Below are 17,750 nucleotides of genomic sequence, written 5' to 3' on the forward strand. Positions count from 1 at the left end.
CAAATGAAAATAAGAACATCTATGTAAAATTTATAATTCTGGGAGAAATCCCTTGCCTTTAGGCGAAACTTCAGTTTGAAATCTAAGGTTTGTCCCCTCCTAACCTCCCCCAAGAGGCTCCTTTGGAGGGGCTGGGGGGAGGGCTCTTTAGCCAGAGAGTAGTTTATTTGATTTAGTGATTAGGATTGAAATTGATTATCTATGAATACCTCAAAGAAGATGGACTTTCCTTTTAAAAATAAACCAGCCGAGAGTACCGAAAAGCACAATAAAAATGAGTAGTGGCGTGTACAGTCTTGTTCTGTTTATCGGAGTTTCATCGGAAAAGACCTCCACCTTAAAATCATCCCAGTTTTCAGAAGCTACCGCAGCTTCGCTGAATATTTTGGGATAGAAGTAGAGCCTCAATCTTTCGTGAAACCGACCTGTTTCATCCAAAAAGTGCAATTGATTGTCCAAACCGGATTTAGCGATATCGTTAAGGGAAAGCTGTAAATGGAGTGTTGGTATAAATTGTGCAATCCAGGAAGCGGCAGTGTTTCTTTGCCCGAGCTTTTCCCTTAATGCCGTGGATTGCTCCGAAGTTTCGTCATCTCCCATTTGTTGCATGGCGTAATACCAAAGCCAGCTAAAGTCGCCTTCGGGCAATGTGAACTTTTTGAACTGGGGGTAGTGCGCATAGAATTTGTCCATGGTCAGTTCCTTATCCATATCCCATTTTTCGTGATATCCTCTTCGTTGCTTTACTGTGGTTTCAAGGGCTTCGGGAATCGGATATCTGCTTTGCAGATCATTATTGATGGCAGCGGGCAGGACAAATACAAGCAAGATCCATATGGAAAGAAGGATAATCGCATTGAAATTAGAACTTTTTTGCAGTGATGCCACAAAAAAACAAATAGCAAACCATACCAGGATATACAAAACAGAAACCAGGAAGAAGGTCAGAAAAGTCGTATCCGGTGCAATCCCCAATATCGGGACAGTAATGGCATATAAAAACAGTAAGGTTCCGATAGTAACCAGTAGTCTTACACCAAAAGATTTGAGGACAAACCCCAAGGGATTTTTACTCTGAACCGCAATAATCTTCCAGATACCGCTTTCTTTTTCTTCGGATATAATGTTATAGGTAAAAGAAATGATAAGCAGGGGAAACAGGAAAATAAGCACAAAACTAAAGTCAATATTGCCAATGAACAGATTGTATGGATTATTGAGATCTGAATCATATTTTTGGGCTTCCAGGGTGCGTATGGTCACACTTTTGACCGAGGGATTAACATCGCGCTGCCCGATGGACAGGGCATTTAATGCCGGGGTACTGTTTACCAGTGAAAACTTGATGTAGTACAACATCAGGCCCAGATCGTCTTTGTTGTATTCGGCATGGCGTTCTATATGCTCTTGCTGGTACCGAGCCGTTTCGTCAATGCTTCGGTTTATTTTTTCGATATGCTGTTTCCCGACCAAAAGACTTATGATACCAGCCAGAACGATAAAGGACAGCCCTATCTCTACACTGTTGGAGCGGATGAAATTTATAAATAATAGTTTCATTATAATATTTTTATGGTTTTAGAAAGTCGATTTAGGGTCAATACAAGTAGCAATACCCAGAACAGGAGGGATAAAAACGAAATGAGTTCGCTCCGTAAGGCCATGCCTATTTGGAGTGGCTGGTACTTAAAATCCTCGATCATGCCCCAGTGTTTTTTATCCAGGGCATAGTCGGGATCTGCCGAACTTTTGGCAGAATTGCTTACATGTTTTATTTGCAGGTCGTTCAGACTTTGAGCCAGGTGGTATCTGTATTGCTCTGCCTGATCCTGGAAATCCATAAAGGAATTGTAATCCGTACCAGTCAAAGCCATGGACAGGTTTTTTATTCCCATATAGGGATCGATAAAGGCCAGATATCTTGAAAAACTGTTCTGTCTGGCATATATCCCTCGTAATCTTTTGAGGTGGTCATTGTGAATTTCGGCCGTGATTTTCTCTCCTTCTTTCATGACAAGCCCACTGTAATTAAAGGGCAATTGTGTAACGGAGTCTACGTCATAAACTTCTAGGATAGAGTCTTTAAGGGCTTGATAATGCGTATCATCCGGGTTATGACTATCCCCGGTCTTCACGACATCGTTCTCTATTTGTGCATTGAACTTTGCTTTTGAAGGGGACTGATATAAATAAGAGCCTAGGGATTGACCGGCCCTTGGCAATAAAATGGTAAGCAATAACCAAACCCCTATAGATGATGTAAGTGCCGTTTTTGATGTTTTGCTCAATGCCGAGATAATCACTGATATGATACAAAAAACAGACAGGTAAACGAAATACATCACTACAATGAGCAAAAGCCTGTACACTTGATCCGTACTGATATTCACTTCCTGAAGCAGTGCCCAAAGAAATACGGTAATAATGATGATGGGAAAATACAAGGTGGACATTACCAGGATCATCCCCAAGCTTTTGCCTTCTAACAATTCCTTTCTGCTTAACCCCTGACTCATGAGTATTTTTAATGTGCCATTTTCCCTTTCGGAGGCGATACTTTGAAATCCTAAAAAGAAAATCAGCAAGGGCAGCAGTATTTGTAATATCATGGCAATACTTATTTCCCCAAACCGCAGCATCCCTGTAGAAAACTCAGCTTCGGAGAAGTTGGTCGGGTTCTGAACATGGGCTTCCAGAAAAATGGAGCTCCCCAGAAAACTTTCCATACCAAAATCAAAAACACTTAACGGGGTTTTGGGCCGAAAGGCATAATGCCCGTAGTGTGCCATTCTATGTGGGTGTTTGTCAGGATTGTCAAGCCAGTCCTGTCTGGCCTGTTCCTGGTACTTTATTCTGATCTCTTTCTGGGTTTTAAAATTTTCCCATCCGGAAAAAACAGCATAGGCTAATAAAATCCCAACGATAAAGGTCAAAATATAAACAGCCTTGTTCTTAAAGGTTATTTTCCAAAACAGTTTTGCGATGTGTACTTTTTTATTCTTTATCATAATTCAAGTTTTAGAAAGGGTCCTTAAAATTTATAATTCAGCACGAGCGATGCGTTTCTGGGTGCTCCCGGAAATAAACGCAGGTAATTTTGTGCCCCTAACCAATAGGTGGTATTAAACAAGTTTCCGATGTTTAAAGCCACCTGAACATTGCTACTGCTTGGCGAATAATACACGGCAGCATCAAAGATGGTAAACCCCGGCACTTTAAAATCACGTGTAAACCAAGGGATTTTACTGCTCTGATGCTGTACGCCAAAGCCTATTCCCAGGTCTTTCAGAGCTGATGAATTCCTGAAATTATACTTGGTCCAAAGGTTGGCACTGTTTTTCGGGGTGTTTTCCTTTCTTTGACCGATCAGATCTTCATTAGCGTCATTTACGATCTTCGCTTCTATATAGCTATAGGAAGCAATGACCTGCCAATCTGGATTGATATAACCTGTGATATCCATTTCAAAACCCCGGCTTCTGTCAGCCCCCCGCTGTACCAGTAAATCAGACTGGGATGGATCATTGGCGCTCATAAGTATGTTTTTCTGATTGATCTCATACACAGAAGCATTTAGACTCATGTGTTTATGGAACAGATCGATTTTTGCCCCTACTTCCTTGAGGTTACTGATCAGTGGATCGAAGAGTGCCGCAGAGACGTCCGACCATAAATAGTTGGCCGTACTCGGTAAAAGTGTTGTTGTATTCGACTGGGGTTGAAACCCTTCCAGATAAGTACCATATACGTTAATATTGTCGTTTAGGGCATAGGTGAGCCCTATCCTCGGTATAAGCCTTCGGTTTTCAAAAGAGGTTTCATTCGGGGTTTCGTAATGGGTGATATCCTTAAACCACTCATGCCTGAGGCTGAAAAGCAGGGTCCATCGCTTAAATTGCAATTGCTCTTGTATGTATATGGCATTATTTGTTGTAAGAGCAGAAGGTATTGATATACGCGAGTTCATCGTATAGTCTTTGATACTTCTGATCTTATGGTCGGGGTTGTTCAGATTTGTATGGTCGACATTAGGTCTCGGTAATGTAATTCCGTCAATTTCTATAGTTTGATAATCATCAGCATTAGAAGCACCAAAAGTCCGTACTGCTGAGCCGTCCTTTAGCAGGAATCCCCGCGCCGCATTTTGTCCGCCACCCTTTGTTTTTTCCCAATAATGCAGGTCATAGCCCGCCAGGAGTTTGTGATCGATGCTTCCGGTTTTAAAATCAAAATTGAAATAGCTGCTCAGGTTGTCTATATTCCAGTATTGTTCGCGTTGTACAAACTGCATGGCAGCTAAGGAACTGACAGGATCATTATTGATATCTACTGCAAATGCCCCCGTGGTACGGTGTTCCTGGAGGTCTTCGGTCCACGACTGCTTCATGTAAGAAGTATTGAAGCTGATATTGGAGTCGAATTTATGGGCGATACTCCCCATGATAATAAGCTCTTTAGATCTGAAAAAATCGTTTGGGGCACTCAAATTCATGCTAATAGGGGTACTTTTTAAATCAGTAATCCCGGCTTCTGCTCCGAAAATTGGTTGTCCCCTGTCCAGAACGCCGTTCATGTCATTGTAGATAAGCTCGGCATTAATGGCTGTTTTATCATTGGGGATATAACTGAAGGAAGGAGAAACCAGGATGGTTTTATTGCTGACCAGGTCTCTGTAGGAACGGGCTTCCTGGTAGGCCCCGTTGACACGGTATAGCAATGTCTCCGATTCATTTAAAGGACCGGTAAAATCCAGGGTTCCTGTGAAGGTGCTGAAACTCCCCACACCTATGCTTACTTCTTTTCTGTCTACAGGCAGTGGCTTTTTAGTGACCATATTGATACTACCTCCCGGGTCTACACTGGCGAAAGTAGCACTTGCAGGGCCTTTTATAACTTCCACACGCTCCATGTTGGTGGTTAATGGTTGTAAAAAATAAAACTGGCGTGTACGCATGCCATTAATGATCTGTCCTTCTTCATTCTGGCTGATTCCTCTGATATTGTATTGGTTGTAGTAACTGGAAGGCGTGACACCACTGACCACTTTTACCGCATCTGCCAGTTGAAAAGCCTGCCTGTCGGCGATCAATTCTTTGGTGACGGTACTTATAGCCTGAGGGATATCCTTATTTTCCATGGCTGTTTTGGTGGCAGAAAACGAATATTTGCTGTCGTAGCTTTTTAAAGTTCTGCCCACCAGCTCAACGGTTTGCAGTTCTGTGACTTCAGGAGCTAATTGGATATTCAGAAAACTGCTGCCCGCTTTAATCCGGTGACTTTTGTACCCGATGTAAGAAACCAGGATGGTTCCTTCACCTTCCAGTGAAAAATTGCCATCAATGTCAGTAACGGTTCCGAGATCTGTATCCACAAGGGTTACAGAGGCTCCATAAACAGGAACGCCGGTCTCCATATCGGTGACTTTTCCGGTTATGGTTTGTGCCCAGGAGCAATTGAAAAGAATGAGGAATGCTATTATAGTGAATAAACGTGTCATAAATTTATTGTGGTTTTATACGGTTTTTAAATACAGTTGCTCCAGCTTATTGGCTGAAATTTTTTGGGCTTCCAGTTCACTTACGAGGTTTCCTTCGTTCATGATACCTATGCGATGGGCGACTTCCCTGGCACGGAAGATATCATGCGTGGCCATTAAAATGGTCGTTCCGCCAGCTGAAAGCGATTTCAGGGTTTCTGAGAATTCATTGGCAGCCTTTGGGTCCAGACCGGATATGGGTTCATCCAACAACAGGACTTTGGCGTTTTTTGCCAATGCAATGGCAATACCCACTTTTTGGCGCATCCCTTTGGAGTAACTGCGCAAAGACTTTTGATGCGCAACTTCCTGCAACCCTGCCTTTATCAGTAATTGTGACAATTCATCCTTGTTGATTGTATACCCGGCTAGGGATGAGAAGAATTTCAGGTTTTCTATCCCGGTCAGGTTGGGGTATAGGGTTACTGTTTCGGGGATATAAGCCAGATACTTTTTGGTTTGCGAAGCATTTCCGGTTACCGGATAACCGTTTATACTGACCTGTCCGGAAGAAGGGGAGACAAACCCCAGAAGAATATTAATGGTAGTGGTCTTTCCTGCTCCATTGGCTCCGAGCAGGCAATAAATTTCTCCCGGTCTTACGTGTAGGTTTAGCTGGTTTAATGCGGTAAATTCACCGTATTTTTTGGTGAGGTCTTTTATGATTATCATATGTTTGAATTTCAAGTGTTAAGATATACCGTACAATTGCAGAGCCCATACCTGGAACTAACCAGACTTTTTAATGGTAAACTCATGGTTGTGTATGATGGTTTTCCCGTTTCCGGATAATGTGATATACGGTACGGTAATTGTTAATACTATAGGTTATAATGAAAATGATGTGAACAGGGAGATGACCCGAAAAAACTTTTTCAGGGTATTCTCACAGTACAAAGACTATTCTTATTTTAGAAAAGGAGAGGAGGGGGTTTGTTAAAATAATATCCCTGTGTCTTAAGCTTTAACACCGGAATGACATAGACTACAGGGAGGTGCTCAGCAATTGGAAAAACAGGAAGGGTAAATTCTGGGGATTCAGGAGTAAAGGTGACAGGATTATGATGTTCTTTAGTAGTATGTAAAACACATATATCACACTTTCCAAAATGGTCATCCTGATTGGAAATATGCTCATAAGCATGCAGGTTCACTACTCTCAATAGGAAGAAAGCAGCGATAAAGAAAAAACTGATGCTATGTTTGTAACTTTTAAAAAGCATATTGCAGCCAAAAGTAAAATATTAAAATCATACCTCCAAAACATTAACTTTAATATAAAATTGATGTTTATTGCGGAAGTTTGCCCCTGAAAAATTATTTACCCCCTTAACCAATGTTTAAAGGCTGAAGCCCTATTCTTACTGATAATAATATTTATGGGAGATCTTGGGTTAAGTTCTATCTTTAACTGATTGTTTCCATATTTGTATATTTTGTCTATGGCATTTACCGAAATAATAAATTGACGGTTAGCCCTAAAAAATAAAGTACTGTCCAAATCAGAAAAAATTTCCTCGAGGCTATTGTTGCTATGGAATATTTTGCCATCGAGACAGCATATGTAGGTGATACTATTTTCAGTATAAACGAACGCTATATTTTCCTGTTCGATGGATACAATTTCATCTTTTACATAGGTTAAAATTCTTTTTTTAACCAAACTGTTTTCTTTTTTTTCTTCATGAGTATCATCGGGTCTTTCTTTTTTCTCTTTGTATAACAACAGATCGTTATTCAATTTGGATAAGGTTACTACTTCTTTGGAAAGCCCTTCATTTTGTTTCTCCAGGTTTTTCTCATACCGTCCACTAATAAGCCTCACCATAAACAAGGATATGATAATGAGGAGTATTCCGGACATGGTAAAGGTAATTATGAAATTGGTTTTGAGCTTCTGCATCCTGTCCTTAATATGGTTGATGTTGGCATGTGCTGCCATAATCCAATCTGTGCCCTTTACCGGGTATAGGTAAATAATTTCAGAACTTCTCCCTTCTTCTGAGAATTCCCTGATCCCTCCTGTTTCTGCCTTGTTTTTTAAAAGATTATAAAAATCCTGCGGGTTCAGCTCATTGTACATTACCGGTTGAACAAACGATTCTTCCGGTAAAACCTGTTGTCCTATTTTTTCAGGATTTGGATGGCAAATCTCAACGCCTGACCAATTGAACATACATACAAAACCGGATTCCGTATTCGTGTTTTCAATGCTGCTTTGTAGGTTTTTTATGATTGTATGTTTAGGAAGACCATTTTCTACCTGATGTTGAATGAGTAATGAAATTTCATTGGCTTCACGTTTACTCGATTCGATCTGGGTTTGTAAAAAATGATTGGTTGAAATTTCCAGAAGGTGATTCATACTGAAATAACTCACGACGGATGTAACTACGGCCAATCCTAAAAATGTAAGCAGGTATACATGGTCTTTCTTCATTGTAGGTGATTGATTTTAAGCGTTTTGATTTATTTGGTTATGTAGCAAGTTGGAAACATAACGGGTGCTCAGGAGATAGATTGCATTCATTTTGGTGAAAAATTTAAAACTGTTTTTTTCCTTTTAAAGCATCATTTTTCCCCTTTCACCCATATTAATACATTGTATAGTGTCAATTTTGCATTTATTTGTAGGCAAATCTAAAACAAATAATAATCATGAAAAAAACAATCTATTCATTAGTATTAATAGTCTCGGTTTTTTATAGCTGTAGCAGTAGTGATGATTCAGACGACGGAACTACGCCCACCGATCCTGAAACACCGGAAAACACCGTAAAATTATCCGAAGATGGAACCTTTGGGGAAATTCTTACCGATTCAGAAGGAATGACCCTGTATTTCTTTTCCAATGATTCTAAAATGACTTCTACCTGTGAAGGGGAGTGTTTAAGTGCATGGCCCGTTTTTTATGAAGAAGAACTAACACTGGATGATGGCTTGGATGAAGCAGACTTTGGAACCATTACCCGTGAAGATGGTGAAAAGCAAACTACATATAAAGGTTGGCCATTATACTATTATGTAGGGGACAGTAGTGCAGGAGATACAATTGGTGACGGTGTAGGCAATGTATGGTACGTTGCCAAACCCGATTATTCCCTAATGTATGTAAATGCTCAATTGGTTGGTAATGACGGAAATAATTATGTGATTGATGATAATGGCGATTATGTAGAAGGTGATGGAGCTACTCTTTATATTACTGATGCTCTTGGAAATACGCTTTATGCTTTTACCCCTGATACAAATGATACAAATAACTATACTGCCGAAGACTTTTCCAATGATGCAGCTTGGCCGATTTTTCATGAAGATCTAGGTAGCATTCCAAGTATTTTGAATGAAAGTGATTTTAATGTGATCTCAGTGCATGGAGAAAGAAACCAATTAACATATAAGGGCTGGCCGTTATACTATTTTGGGGGTGATGGACAAAAAGGTGACAACAAAGGGGTAAGTGTTCCTGAACCGGGGATATGGCCTATTGTGAATACAGCTACTGGAGTTGCTCCGGCGGAATAATAAATTTAGGTTAATATTTAAAAGCATAGGGGATATTTTTCCCCTTGCTTTAATCCGTCTAATACATGAAAATTAAAATGATGAAAAACAATACTGTTATATGGGGAATCATGTTTCTTTGCCTTTGTCTTATCTCTTGTGAATACAATGTAGAAGAAGATGACTTTACGGGGACCTCTTGTGATCCCAACCTATCTTTTTCGGATGTTATCAGGCCGATTATAGACGATAACTGCATCCAGTGTCACAACGGTACGATACATCCCTATGATTTCAGGATATTTAGTATTGTACAAGAAAATGCCGAGACTATTAAACAATTAACCCAAGCCAGGATAATGCCTAAAGAGGGGTCTTTGACTTCTCAAGAGATTGATCAAATAGCGTGTTGGGTAGAAAATGGGGCGCAAAACAATTAAAAGTAACCAGTGCATAATGAAACGGATAATTAATATAGCAGGCATTGTAGTTGTCGCCGGAGTTCTGATAACTTTGTTCATTTTTGTGAGGCTATATAATAAACCACATACCGATGTTCATTCCTCAAGACCCATTCATCAGGTCACCGGAAAAAGTATTGTGGATGAATTTAAAAATAACGAAGACAAAGCCAATGATACATATCTGGATAAGGTAGTAGAAGTCGAAGGTACTGTAAAAAATATTGATACAGCAAATGGCAATGGCATTATCACCCTGGGTCCGGATGGTTATATGGAAAGTATAATTTGCAATATGGAACCTACCGAAAACAGAAAGATGTTAAGTCTGAAAAAGGGACAAAAAATTAAAATAAAAGGAATTTGCACAGGCTTCTTGATGGATGTAATCCTGATAAGGGGCATAATCGTTAAATAATTATTAAAAATGCGTTTAAAACTTATATTGCTATTATTTATAGTTTGCTTCGGTAGCTCGCTTTCCGCACAGGAAAAATATCTTACCAAGCAGGGATATATCTCATTTTATTCACATACCTCTGTAGAAGATATAAAAGCTGAAAATAATCAAGTCTTAAGTATTGTAGATATATCTACAGGTGGCGTCGCCATTACCATATTAATGAAATCATTTGTTTTTGAAAAAGCCTTGATGCAAGAGCATTTTAATGAAAATTATGTAGAATCTGACCGGTTTCCGAAGGCCAGTTTTTCAGGGAAAATAATGAATTTGGAAGAGATAATCTCCGGAGATAATACTATTGCCAGGATAAAAGGGAAGCTTACCATTCACGGAATCACTAAACCAGTGGAAATAGAAAGTAAAATGATTGTAGAAGAAAGTGAAGTAACCCTACAAGGTAAATTCAAGATCTATGTCGCAGATTACAATATCAAAATCCCAAGAATTGTACGAAATAATATCGCCGAGGAAGTTGAAGTTTCCTTTAATTTAAAACACCAACCATATAAGTAGAATTATCTATGATGAAAAATGTAGTTACCCTCCTGTTCCTGTTGGTTATACAAACCTATACTTTTGCCCAGGATCTGATGGAAATCCTCGATGAGGAAACACCTTCACAAACAACATATACAAGTGCTACTTTTAAAGGCACTAGAATTATAAATGGACATTCCGTTGAAAACCGGAAAAAGGGAGTCCTCGAATTCCTGATCTCACACCGCTTTGGAAAGATCAATGACGGGATCGATGAACTTTTTGGTTTGGATGACTCTAATATCCGTTTTGCTTTGGAATATGCCCTTACAAATGACTTGACGCTTGGGGTTGGAAGGAGTTCTTTTGAGAAAACCTATGATGGTTTTGTTAAATACAAGCTATTAAAGCAAAGTACGGGAGAAAAAAACTTTCCGTTAAGTGTATCTCTTTTTGGAAGTGTTGCCAAAAAAACATTGAAGGATTATGACCCCGAAGAAAAACCAAGCTTTAATGACCGTTTGTTTTACACCACACAGGTTTTGATTGCCAGGAAATTTAGTGAAAACCTTTCCCTTCAGGTTTCCCCCACTCATGTACACAGGAATTCTGTAAGAATTGATGCCGACCCACACGATATATATGCTATAGGTGCGGGCGGGCGTTATAAACTCAGTAAAAGGATGTCGGTAAACGCGGAGTATTTTTATACCATCAATCCATTAAAATCTGTAAATACCAAAAATGCCGTTGCATTAAGCCTTGATATAGAAACAGGAGGACATGTATTCCAACTGATGGTCTCTAATGCAATTACTATGATAGAGAAAGCTTTTATTACAGAAACGACTGATGATTTCTTTAAAGGAGACCTCCATTTTGGTTTTAATATTTCAAGAGCATTCCAGATTGGGAATAAAAAAAATAAAATTCCTAAAGCAACTTATAGCGATTAATGAACTCGAAGTTATCTTGACTTTTTTTGATAAAATAAAGGGGTTGCAGAAATTTGTGTTGCAAAACATAAGACCACAACCCTATGCATCAGGTAAATTATGAAAAGAATCTATTTTCCATCGATAACGGCAACTTTTGCTTTTTATTCACGTTATAATTTCTTATGAAAAAACTAAAACAACGCTGGGGAGTCCGATCCAATGCCCAGCTTCTGACCATTATAGCTGTTTTTGCCGTTACGGGTTCTACCGCAGTCAAACTCGCCGGGCCTGTTTTGGATTTACTGGGGGTGCAAGAACATCCTGCCTTATTATATTGGCCGGTAAGGATTCTGGTGATTTTCCCATTGTACCAAATTCTTCTGGTTTGCTTTGGGTGGCTTTTTGGCCAGTTCCGTTTCTTCCGGGATTTTGAAAAGAGAATGTTAAAACGAATCGGCTTAGGGTTCCTTTTTGTCAAACGATAAATCTGTTCAATAACAAACATTAACATTATGAGTTCTATTAATATCATTTCATAAATAATAACTTAAAAACAAAAAACAATGCCCAGATTTATTTACAAATCCCTGACCTACTTAATTTTGTTGTGTGTACTTTTCTATACAGCATGTAATTCTGATGACAGTTTTAGCAACGAAACAGAAGAACAATCCACAGACAATCCAATAGATTCAATAGGAAATCAAATAGACACATTAGATAATCAAACAGATGCATTTATACATCCCGGGATCTTTAATACCCAATCCGAATACGACTACATGGCTCAGCAGGTCAATGCGGGTGTTCAACCATGGAAGGGAAGCTATGACAAGCTTGTTGCCAGTTCAGAAGGACAACTCGGCTGGTCACCTCGTGCTCAGGAAACAGTCATACGGGGAGGTGACGGTGATAATGTTGGCCTATTGTACAGAGATGTTGCAGCAGCCTATCAGCACGCTTTGATATGGAAAATCACCGGAAAGAGTGCTCATGGCGACAAGGCTGTGGAAATACTGAACGATTGGTCTGCAACACATACTAAGCTTACGGGGAATGCGGACAGGTATCTGGCTTCCGGACTTTTTGGTTACCAGTTTGCCAATGCAGCTGAAATGATGCGGGACTATCCCGGATTTGAATTTGAAAGGTTTAAAGATTACTTGCTTAATGTCTTTTATTACCCCTTGGTAGAACGTTTTCTTTACGGAAATAGTTTTGGATTGGATCACAATGACGCATGTATTACCAATTACCGCGCGAATTGGGACCTTTGCAATATGGCAGCGATGATCGCTATTGGGATTTTATGTGACAATCGCGAGATTTACAATAAAGCTATTGCATATTTTAAGACGGGTGGGGGAAATGGATGTATTACACATGCGGCTAATCGTGTACATTCGCCCACTCTGGCACAATGGGAAGAAAGCGGCAGGGATCAGGCCCATACCCAAGGCGGGTTAAGTCACATGGTCATGTTCTGCCAGATTGCGTGGAACCAGGGCGATGACCTTTTTTCTTATGATGATAGTAGGCTTAGAAAGGGTGCGGAATATGTGGCGAGTTATAACAATGGAAAAGAGGTGCCCTATACCGAGCATTGTTTTGAAAGATCGACCAACTGCAGTTGGACATGTGAATCTACCATTTCACCTTCACAAAGGGGGAATCTCCATAATATATGGGAATTGATCTATAACCATTATGCCCACAGGGCAGGGGAGGAAGCACTTATACCTAATGTAGCGGCACTAGCCGCCCAGCAAAGGCCGGCTGGAGGGCCTTCAGTGTCCATACATCCCAGCACTTATGATTATCCCGGCTTTGGCTCTCTTACATTTTCTTTTAATCAATAATGATGAGACCTAAAACGTATTAAAAATATTAAAAATGCGTTCAGTTAGAGCGCAGTCAGGAACTAAATCTATTAAATCCCATTAAGTGGGTTATACCTGACTGCCCTGCCTTTGTTGGCAGGCAAGATTGCCCCAAGGTAGTTGATTATTAATAGGCTTCGACTGCGCTGCAGACATAAGGTTGTGTGCTTTATAGTTCATTTCTTTTAAAAAATCATCTACAATACAATAGATTCCTATAACTTTGTTTTGGAGAATTTCGAGTTGGTTTTTGATTTATCAACTCAAAAACGCCAAAACTTGACTGCTCTTGTTTATAGGAACCCCGGGTTGGTTATAGTTTGGTACCATCAAAATAAATTAAGAAACAATTATCCTACTCGCATATGAAAATATCACCAAAAGTTTTATTAGCGGACGATCATGCTGTTGTACGACAAGGAATGTCTATTATGCTCAGAAAAGCTTTTAAAGATGTGCAGGTTTTTCAGGCAGAAAATATGACTGAGATTTTATATAAAGTTAAACAGGATATGTATGATTTGCTTGTGCTCGATGTTTATTTCCCTGAAGGGAGCAGCATTGGGATTATTACACAAATTAAAGAAATTCAGCCTCAGTGCAAAATACTTATATTTTCTGGTTATAGCGAAGAACAATATGCTCTGAGGTATATTAATAGCGGTGCTGATGGCTTTTTGAATAAGCTTAGTTCGGAAACAGATGTTTATCAGGCGGTGACGACTGTTCTTAAAAACAAAAAATATGTTAGTACCACAGTAAAGGATAAAATATTAGATTCTGTATTAAATAATCATGTACAAAATCCCTTGGATACACTTTCTAATAGAGAACTTGAAGTGGCAAGGCTCCTTGTTAACGGAGAGGGAAATCTGGAAATATCAAATATACTAAATTTGCAAAAATCTACGGTAAGTACATACAAATACAGAATTTTTGAAAAATTACAAATAAGCAATGTGGTTTCTTTAGTTTCCCTTTTTCGTGAATACAATAAAACTATTTGATATCAAAGCTAAGCGTAATTTTGGTTCCCTCGCTTGTGCTGTCAATTATTATATTACCGTTGAGGACCATTATTATTTCAATGATCACCTTTAGTCCTAAGCCCTTGATCTTTCTATTTTTAATTTCCTGTTCATTATTATCTCCTAAAGCCTGATAATAGGCTACCAGATCGGGTTCCATACCAATTCCGGTATCTGTAATTGAAAAATAAATCTTTTCATTTTCAACAAAATAGTCAAAAACTATTTTTCCATGATATGTGTTCTTAACGGCATTATCCAAAAGATTATGTATAATGATAGAGAATAACTGCTTGTTAAGTTTTATAACAAAATCGCTATGAATATTGTTTATAACTAATATTCGTTTAGATCTTGTAATGTTATGAAACAGGCTCACCTTATCATTAACCAGATGATAAAGATTGAATTCTTCTATATTGGGTTCATTAGTGTTCAGAAAAGCTTTACTATAATCAAGTATGTTGTTTACAAAGTGATATAGCTGGAATGATGAGGTGTAAATGGATTTTATATTTTCTTTTAATTCTTCATCGGAATCATTGGGATTAATATATATATGCTGACTTGTTATCGTTAAATATTTGAGTGGACTTTTAATATCATGCGTTATAGTACGAATAAGCCTTTTTTGATTTTTAATCTGGGTACTTAAATCATCTTTGGTTTTTCTGAGAGAGCCTATGATGTTTTTTAATTGAATGGTATGTTCAGCAATCTTTTTTTGTAAAAGGATATTTTTATAATGGATATAACGGGTGCGGATCCTAATCGATAAATAAATCGTTGCAAGTAACAGGGTGCATACAAGAAGCTTGAACCATAACGTTTGCCAGAAAGCCGGAGGAATAAAAAATGTAATGGACTTATAGGTGTAATCAGAATTAAAGCCTGCTAGTTTTCTGGCTGTTAAGGTGTGCTTTCCAGGAGGAAGATTGGTATATGAAATGGTCTGTTTTTCATTAATCCGGTTCCATTGTTGACCGCTGGAACCATCTAATGTTACTTCGATATTATTGTTATTGGTGTGTCCGTAGTTTGGGCTGGAAATGTAGAATGTAATCCGTTCAACGTCTTGGCCTATTTCAAGTCCATCTTCCATAAACTGTTTTGTCCCGTCCATTTCAATTTCATCAAAATAAACAGTCCCTTTTGGGAGTACCGGTTTGATCTCAGAAGCGTTAAAACTCACCACTCCGTCAAGAGACGGCACATAGATCTGATCATTGGGGAGCATTATCCCGCAAGGGTAACACCCTCCATTAAATTCGTTGGTTAGAAAACCGGAATTCTTATCGTAATAGTGATAATATGGAATGTCTATCTTTCCGTTTGCATAATCGTAAAGAGATTGTTTTGATACCTGAAAAAGCCCTTTGTTGGTCGTGATCCAGAAGAAGCCTTTTCGGTCTTCAATAATACAATGTGCAGTGGCGAGATAGTTGTTCTCATCATGGGGAAAGGCCACAGTTTTTTCTTTGTTGTACAGAAAAAAACCTTTGTCATAAGTAGTTACCCAGATATCTTTCCCAGTTCTATAGAGGCTCCTGATATTGGCAGTGCCCAAGCTATCGATCTTTTTCAGGGATTTTTTTTCTTTATCGGGGTCAAAGCTATAGAGTCCGTCCCAGCCTCCTATCAAGTATTTGCCGTCATAATTTGTTGAAATACACGAAATCTTAAAATAGATATCCAGATGTTTTTTTGGGATGGGTTTTTCGGTGGTAATATCCAGGGAGAAGATGCCTCCAGTTATTTTATAGTGAGTATCGGTTCCAACCCAGAGTATATCCTTTTGATCGAGGAAAAGGGTCATGATCCTGCTGCCAAACGTTATGGAATCTGCTACTTCATAATCATTTCCTTTGCTGAACTTATACAGTGTAGAACCCTTTATGCTCCATATATTATCATTTCGGTCTTTTAAAATACCATACTTGTCTGTTTGATCCTTTATATCCCATTTGTCGGTAAGTTTATTATTGATGACAATTCCTCCAAAGGCTGTGAGAACTGTGGAGTCATTGAGTGCTGCCATGGCATATTCCACATTGTCATTACCCCCGGGGTTGGTGTGGATGTTATTAAAGTAATTTTTTTTCACAACAAACAACCCACTGGATAAACTTCCGAGGTACAATATCCTATTTTGAGTGTCGTAGCAGACAGAGATGATCATTTTAGATTTTAAGTCGAAATCTTCAAAAACGAGTCTGGTTTTTATGGTGTCGGTTATGCTTTCAATAAGATATAATGCCTTTTGAGTGTGGGAATATAGAAAGGTCTGATGGTTGACATCGTTGGAGTAGACCGTAATATCGTTGCCTAATTTTTTGTCAGGATACTTGTTTGAGACTCCATCCTCATTAAAAGAGATGAATTTGTTGTTGTCATCCAGGACGTGTAAGCGATTATCAAAAAGGAAAAATTGAGAGGTAGATGTTATGGGGAAAAGTTTATGATTTTTTAAGTCTCTGTTTTTGTCATATTCCCTGATGGTATCTTTTCCTATTGAAAAATAGCCTCCATTATGTTTGTACAATTGCAAATATAAATTCTCAGGTATAAAATGATATCCGCCTATCATTCTGTTAGTGTTAATATAATCAGGGTTGTCTGTAATAAAATTTCCCGGAGAGTATATGGAGTCATTAATTCTTTTGGCAATTCCCTTATGTATGAGAACAAGCTGATTCTGATTATCAAAAGTAAACAGGCTGTCCGTTTGCATATTTCCTTCCAAAAAGCGCATTCTGTTGGATCCAATACCCTGAATGTTCTCTGTGTTGAAAATTTTAAATTTTGATCCGTCGTATCTGGCCAGACCATTTTCTGAAGAAAGCCATACATAGCCATAGCGGTCAAGAGCAATATCTTTTATACTGTTTTGGGGAAGTCCTTCACTATCGGTAAACCAATTAACACTATAAGTGGATTGAGCGTTTATCCTGTTTGAGTTTAATAAAAGGAATATCAGGAGAATCAAAGAAAATGTGTTTGAAAAATCTGAGGAAAATGTTGTTTTCAATAAAGACAAAGCATATAGGTTATTGATGAAATATACAGTAATAAAATTTTTACAAACATAAATATATAGAAATTGAATGCATAAGATGTCGATATGATATGTAGGAATAGTTCTACAATAGTATAAGCTGAAAACTACACTTTTTTATATAAAAAAAATAGATATTGTACCGTGCTAAAGAGTAAACATGCATTTGCCCCCCCCCTTTTTTTTTGACCTACGTTTAATAGATTGTTAAACTGATAGAAAAATACTCATGAAGAATTCTTAACTACTGTTTACCTTTTTCCTCCCCCCCCCCTACAAAACATTTTTTCGAAAATTAACAGAGAATTCTGGTCAATTCACAACATATCATTTTCTGGTTTGAAGTGATATATTCTAATTGAGCCTGGTGAATTATATATGTAGTAATTGTTGCCAAATTATGGAAAT

15 protein-coding genes are annotated in these 17,750 nt (G+C 38.5%); 9 read left to right on the top strand and 6 right to left on the bottom strand.

Annotation, left to right across the window (positions count from 1 at the left end):
* Nucleotides 1–210: 210 nt before the first annotated feature.
* From OOZ15_RS01880 to OOZ15_RS01895, 4 genes are read right to left on the bottom strand one after another with little or no spacing between them, the layout of a single operon-like run.
* Complete coding sequence (locus OOZ15_RS01880; RefSeq protein ID WP_265954011.1) at nt 211–1,560, bottom strand: ABC transporter permease; 1,350 nt, start codon at nt 1,558–1,560, stop codon at nt 211–213.
* Entirely contained in the window at nt 1,560–3,008 is a 1,449-nt protein-coding gene (locus tag OOZ15_RS01885) for an ABC transporter permease (protein ID WP_265954012.1), read from the bottom strand. Before OOZ15_RS01885 ends, OOZ15_RS01880 begins: the two co-directional genes overlap by 1 nt.
* 23 nt (nt 3,009–3,031) lie before the next feature.
* Nucleotides 3,032–5,497, bottom strand: a complete 2,466-nt coding sequence (locus OOZ15_RS01890) for a TonB-dependent siderophore receptor (protein ID WP_265954013.1) — start codon at nt 5,495–5,497, stop codon at nt 3,032–3,034.
* A 15-nt stretch (nt 5,498–5,512) separates the two neighbouring features.
* Nucleotides 5,513–6,208 carry an ABC transporter ATP-binding protein gene (locus OOZ15_RS01895; RefSeq protein ID WP_265954014.1) on the bottom strand — a complete coding sequence of 232 codons (696 nt, stop codon included), beginning with the start codon at nt 6,206–6,208 and terminating at the stop codon, nt 5,513–5,515.
* A gap of 73 nt (nt 6,209–6,281) precedes the next feature.
* Between OOZ15_RS01895 and OOZ15_RS01900 the strand changes: the two genes are divergently transcribed.
* Nucleotides 6,282–6,476, top strand: coding sequence for a hypothetical protein (locus OOZ15_RS01900; protein ID WP_265954015.1), 195 nt, complete (start codon nt 6,282–6,284; stop codon nt 6,474–6,476).
* A 381-nt stretch (nt 6,477–6,857) separates the two neighbouring features.
* On the opposite strand, the gene OOZ15_RS01905 is transcribed toward OOZ15_RS01900, so the two are convergent.
* Nucleotides 6,858–7,976: a LytTR family transcriptional regulator DNA-binding domain-containing protein gene (locus OOZ15_RS01905; protein WP_265954016.1), complete on the bottom strand. Its 1,119-nt coding sequence runs from the start codon at nt 7,974–7,976 to the stop codon at nt 6,858–6,860.
* Between the two features lie 218 nt (nt 7,977–8,194).
* On the opposite strand from OOZ15_RS01905, the gene OOZ15_RS01910 reads away from it, so the two are divergent.
* The 8 genes from OOZ15_RS01910 (at nt 8,195) to OOZ15_RS01945 (ending at nt 14,266) form a co-directional block, all read left to right on the top strand.
* On the top strand, nt 8,195–9,061 hold the full coding sequence (locus tag OOZ15_RS01910) for a hypothetical protein (RefSeq protein WP_265954017.1): 867 nt from the start codon (nt 8,195–8,197) through the stop codon (nt 9,059–9,061).
* Nucleotides 9,062–9,126: 65 nt separating this feature from the next.
* The gene (locus tag OOZ15_RS01915) at nt 9,127–9,480 is read left to right on the top strand and encodes a hypothetical protein (protein ID WP_265954018.1); all 354 of its coding nucleotides are present in this window, start codon (nt 9,127–9,129) and stop codon (nt 9,478–9,480) included.
* Nucleotides 9,481–9,496: 16 nt separating this feature from the next.
* The gene (locus OOZ15_RS01920) at nt 9,497–9,919 is read left to right on the top strand and encodes an OB-fold protein (protein ID WP_265954019.1); all 423 of its coding nucleotides are present in this window, start codon (nt 9,497–9,499) and stop codon (nt 9,917–9,919) included.
* 9 nt (nt 9,920–9,928) lie between these two features.
* On the top strand, nt 9,929–10,477 hold the full coding sequence (locus OOZ15_RS01925) for a YceI family protein (protein ID WP_265954020.1): 549 nt from the start codon (nt 9,929–9,931) through the stop codon (nt 10,475–10,477).
* An 8-nt stretch (nt 10,478–10,485) separates the two neighbouring features.
* A complete protein-coding gene (locus OOZ15_RS01930; protein ID WP_265954021.1) occupies nt 10,486–11,397 on the top strand; it encodes a DUF5777 family beta-barrel protein in 912 nt (303 codons plus the stop codon).
* Between the two features lie 164 nt (nt 11,398–11,561).
* Nucleotides 11,562–11,864 (top strand): DUF6787 family protein, encoded by a 303-nt coding sequence (locus tag OOZ15_RS01935; RefSeq protein WP_265954022.1) that lies wholly within the window; start codon nt 11,562–11,564, stop codon nt 11,862–11,864.
* 78 nt (nt 11,865–11,942) lie between these two features.
* Nucleotides 11,943–13,238, top strand: coding sequence for an alginate lyase family protein (locus OOZ15_RS01940; RefSeq protein ID WP_265954023.1), 1,296 nt, complete (start codon nt 11,943–11,945; stop codon nt 13,236–13,238).
* Between the two features lie 386 nt (nt 13,239–13,624).
* Nucleotides 13,625–14,266 (top strand): response regulator transcription factor, encoded by a 642-nt coding sequence (locus tag OOZ15_RS01945; protein ID WP_265954024.1) that lies wholly within the window; start codon nt 13,625–13,627, stop codon nt 14,264–14,266.
* On the opposite strand, the gene OOZ15_RS01950 is transcribed toward OOZ15_RS01945, so the two are convergent.
* Entirely contained in the window at nt 14,259–17,273 is a 3,015-nt protein-coding gene (locus OOZ15_RS01950) for a ligand-binding sensor domain-containing protein (RefSeq protein WP_265954025.1), read from the bottom strand. The genes OOZ15_RS01945 and OOZ15_RS01950 overlap by 8 nt on opposite strands.
* Nucleotides 17,274–17,750: the final 477 nt, after the last annotated feature.

This window comes from Galbibacter kalidii, assembly GCF_026241135.1.
Taxonomy (GTDB): domain Bacteria; phylum Bacteroidota; class Bacteroidia; order Flavobacteriales; family Flavobacteriaceae; genus Galbibacter.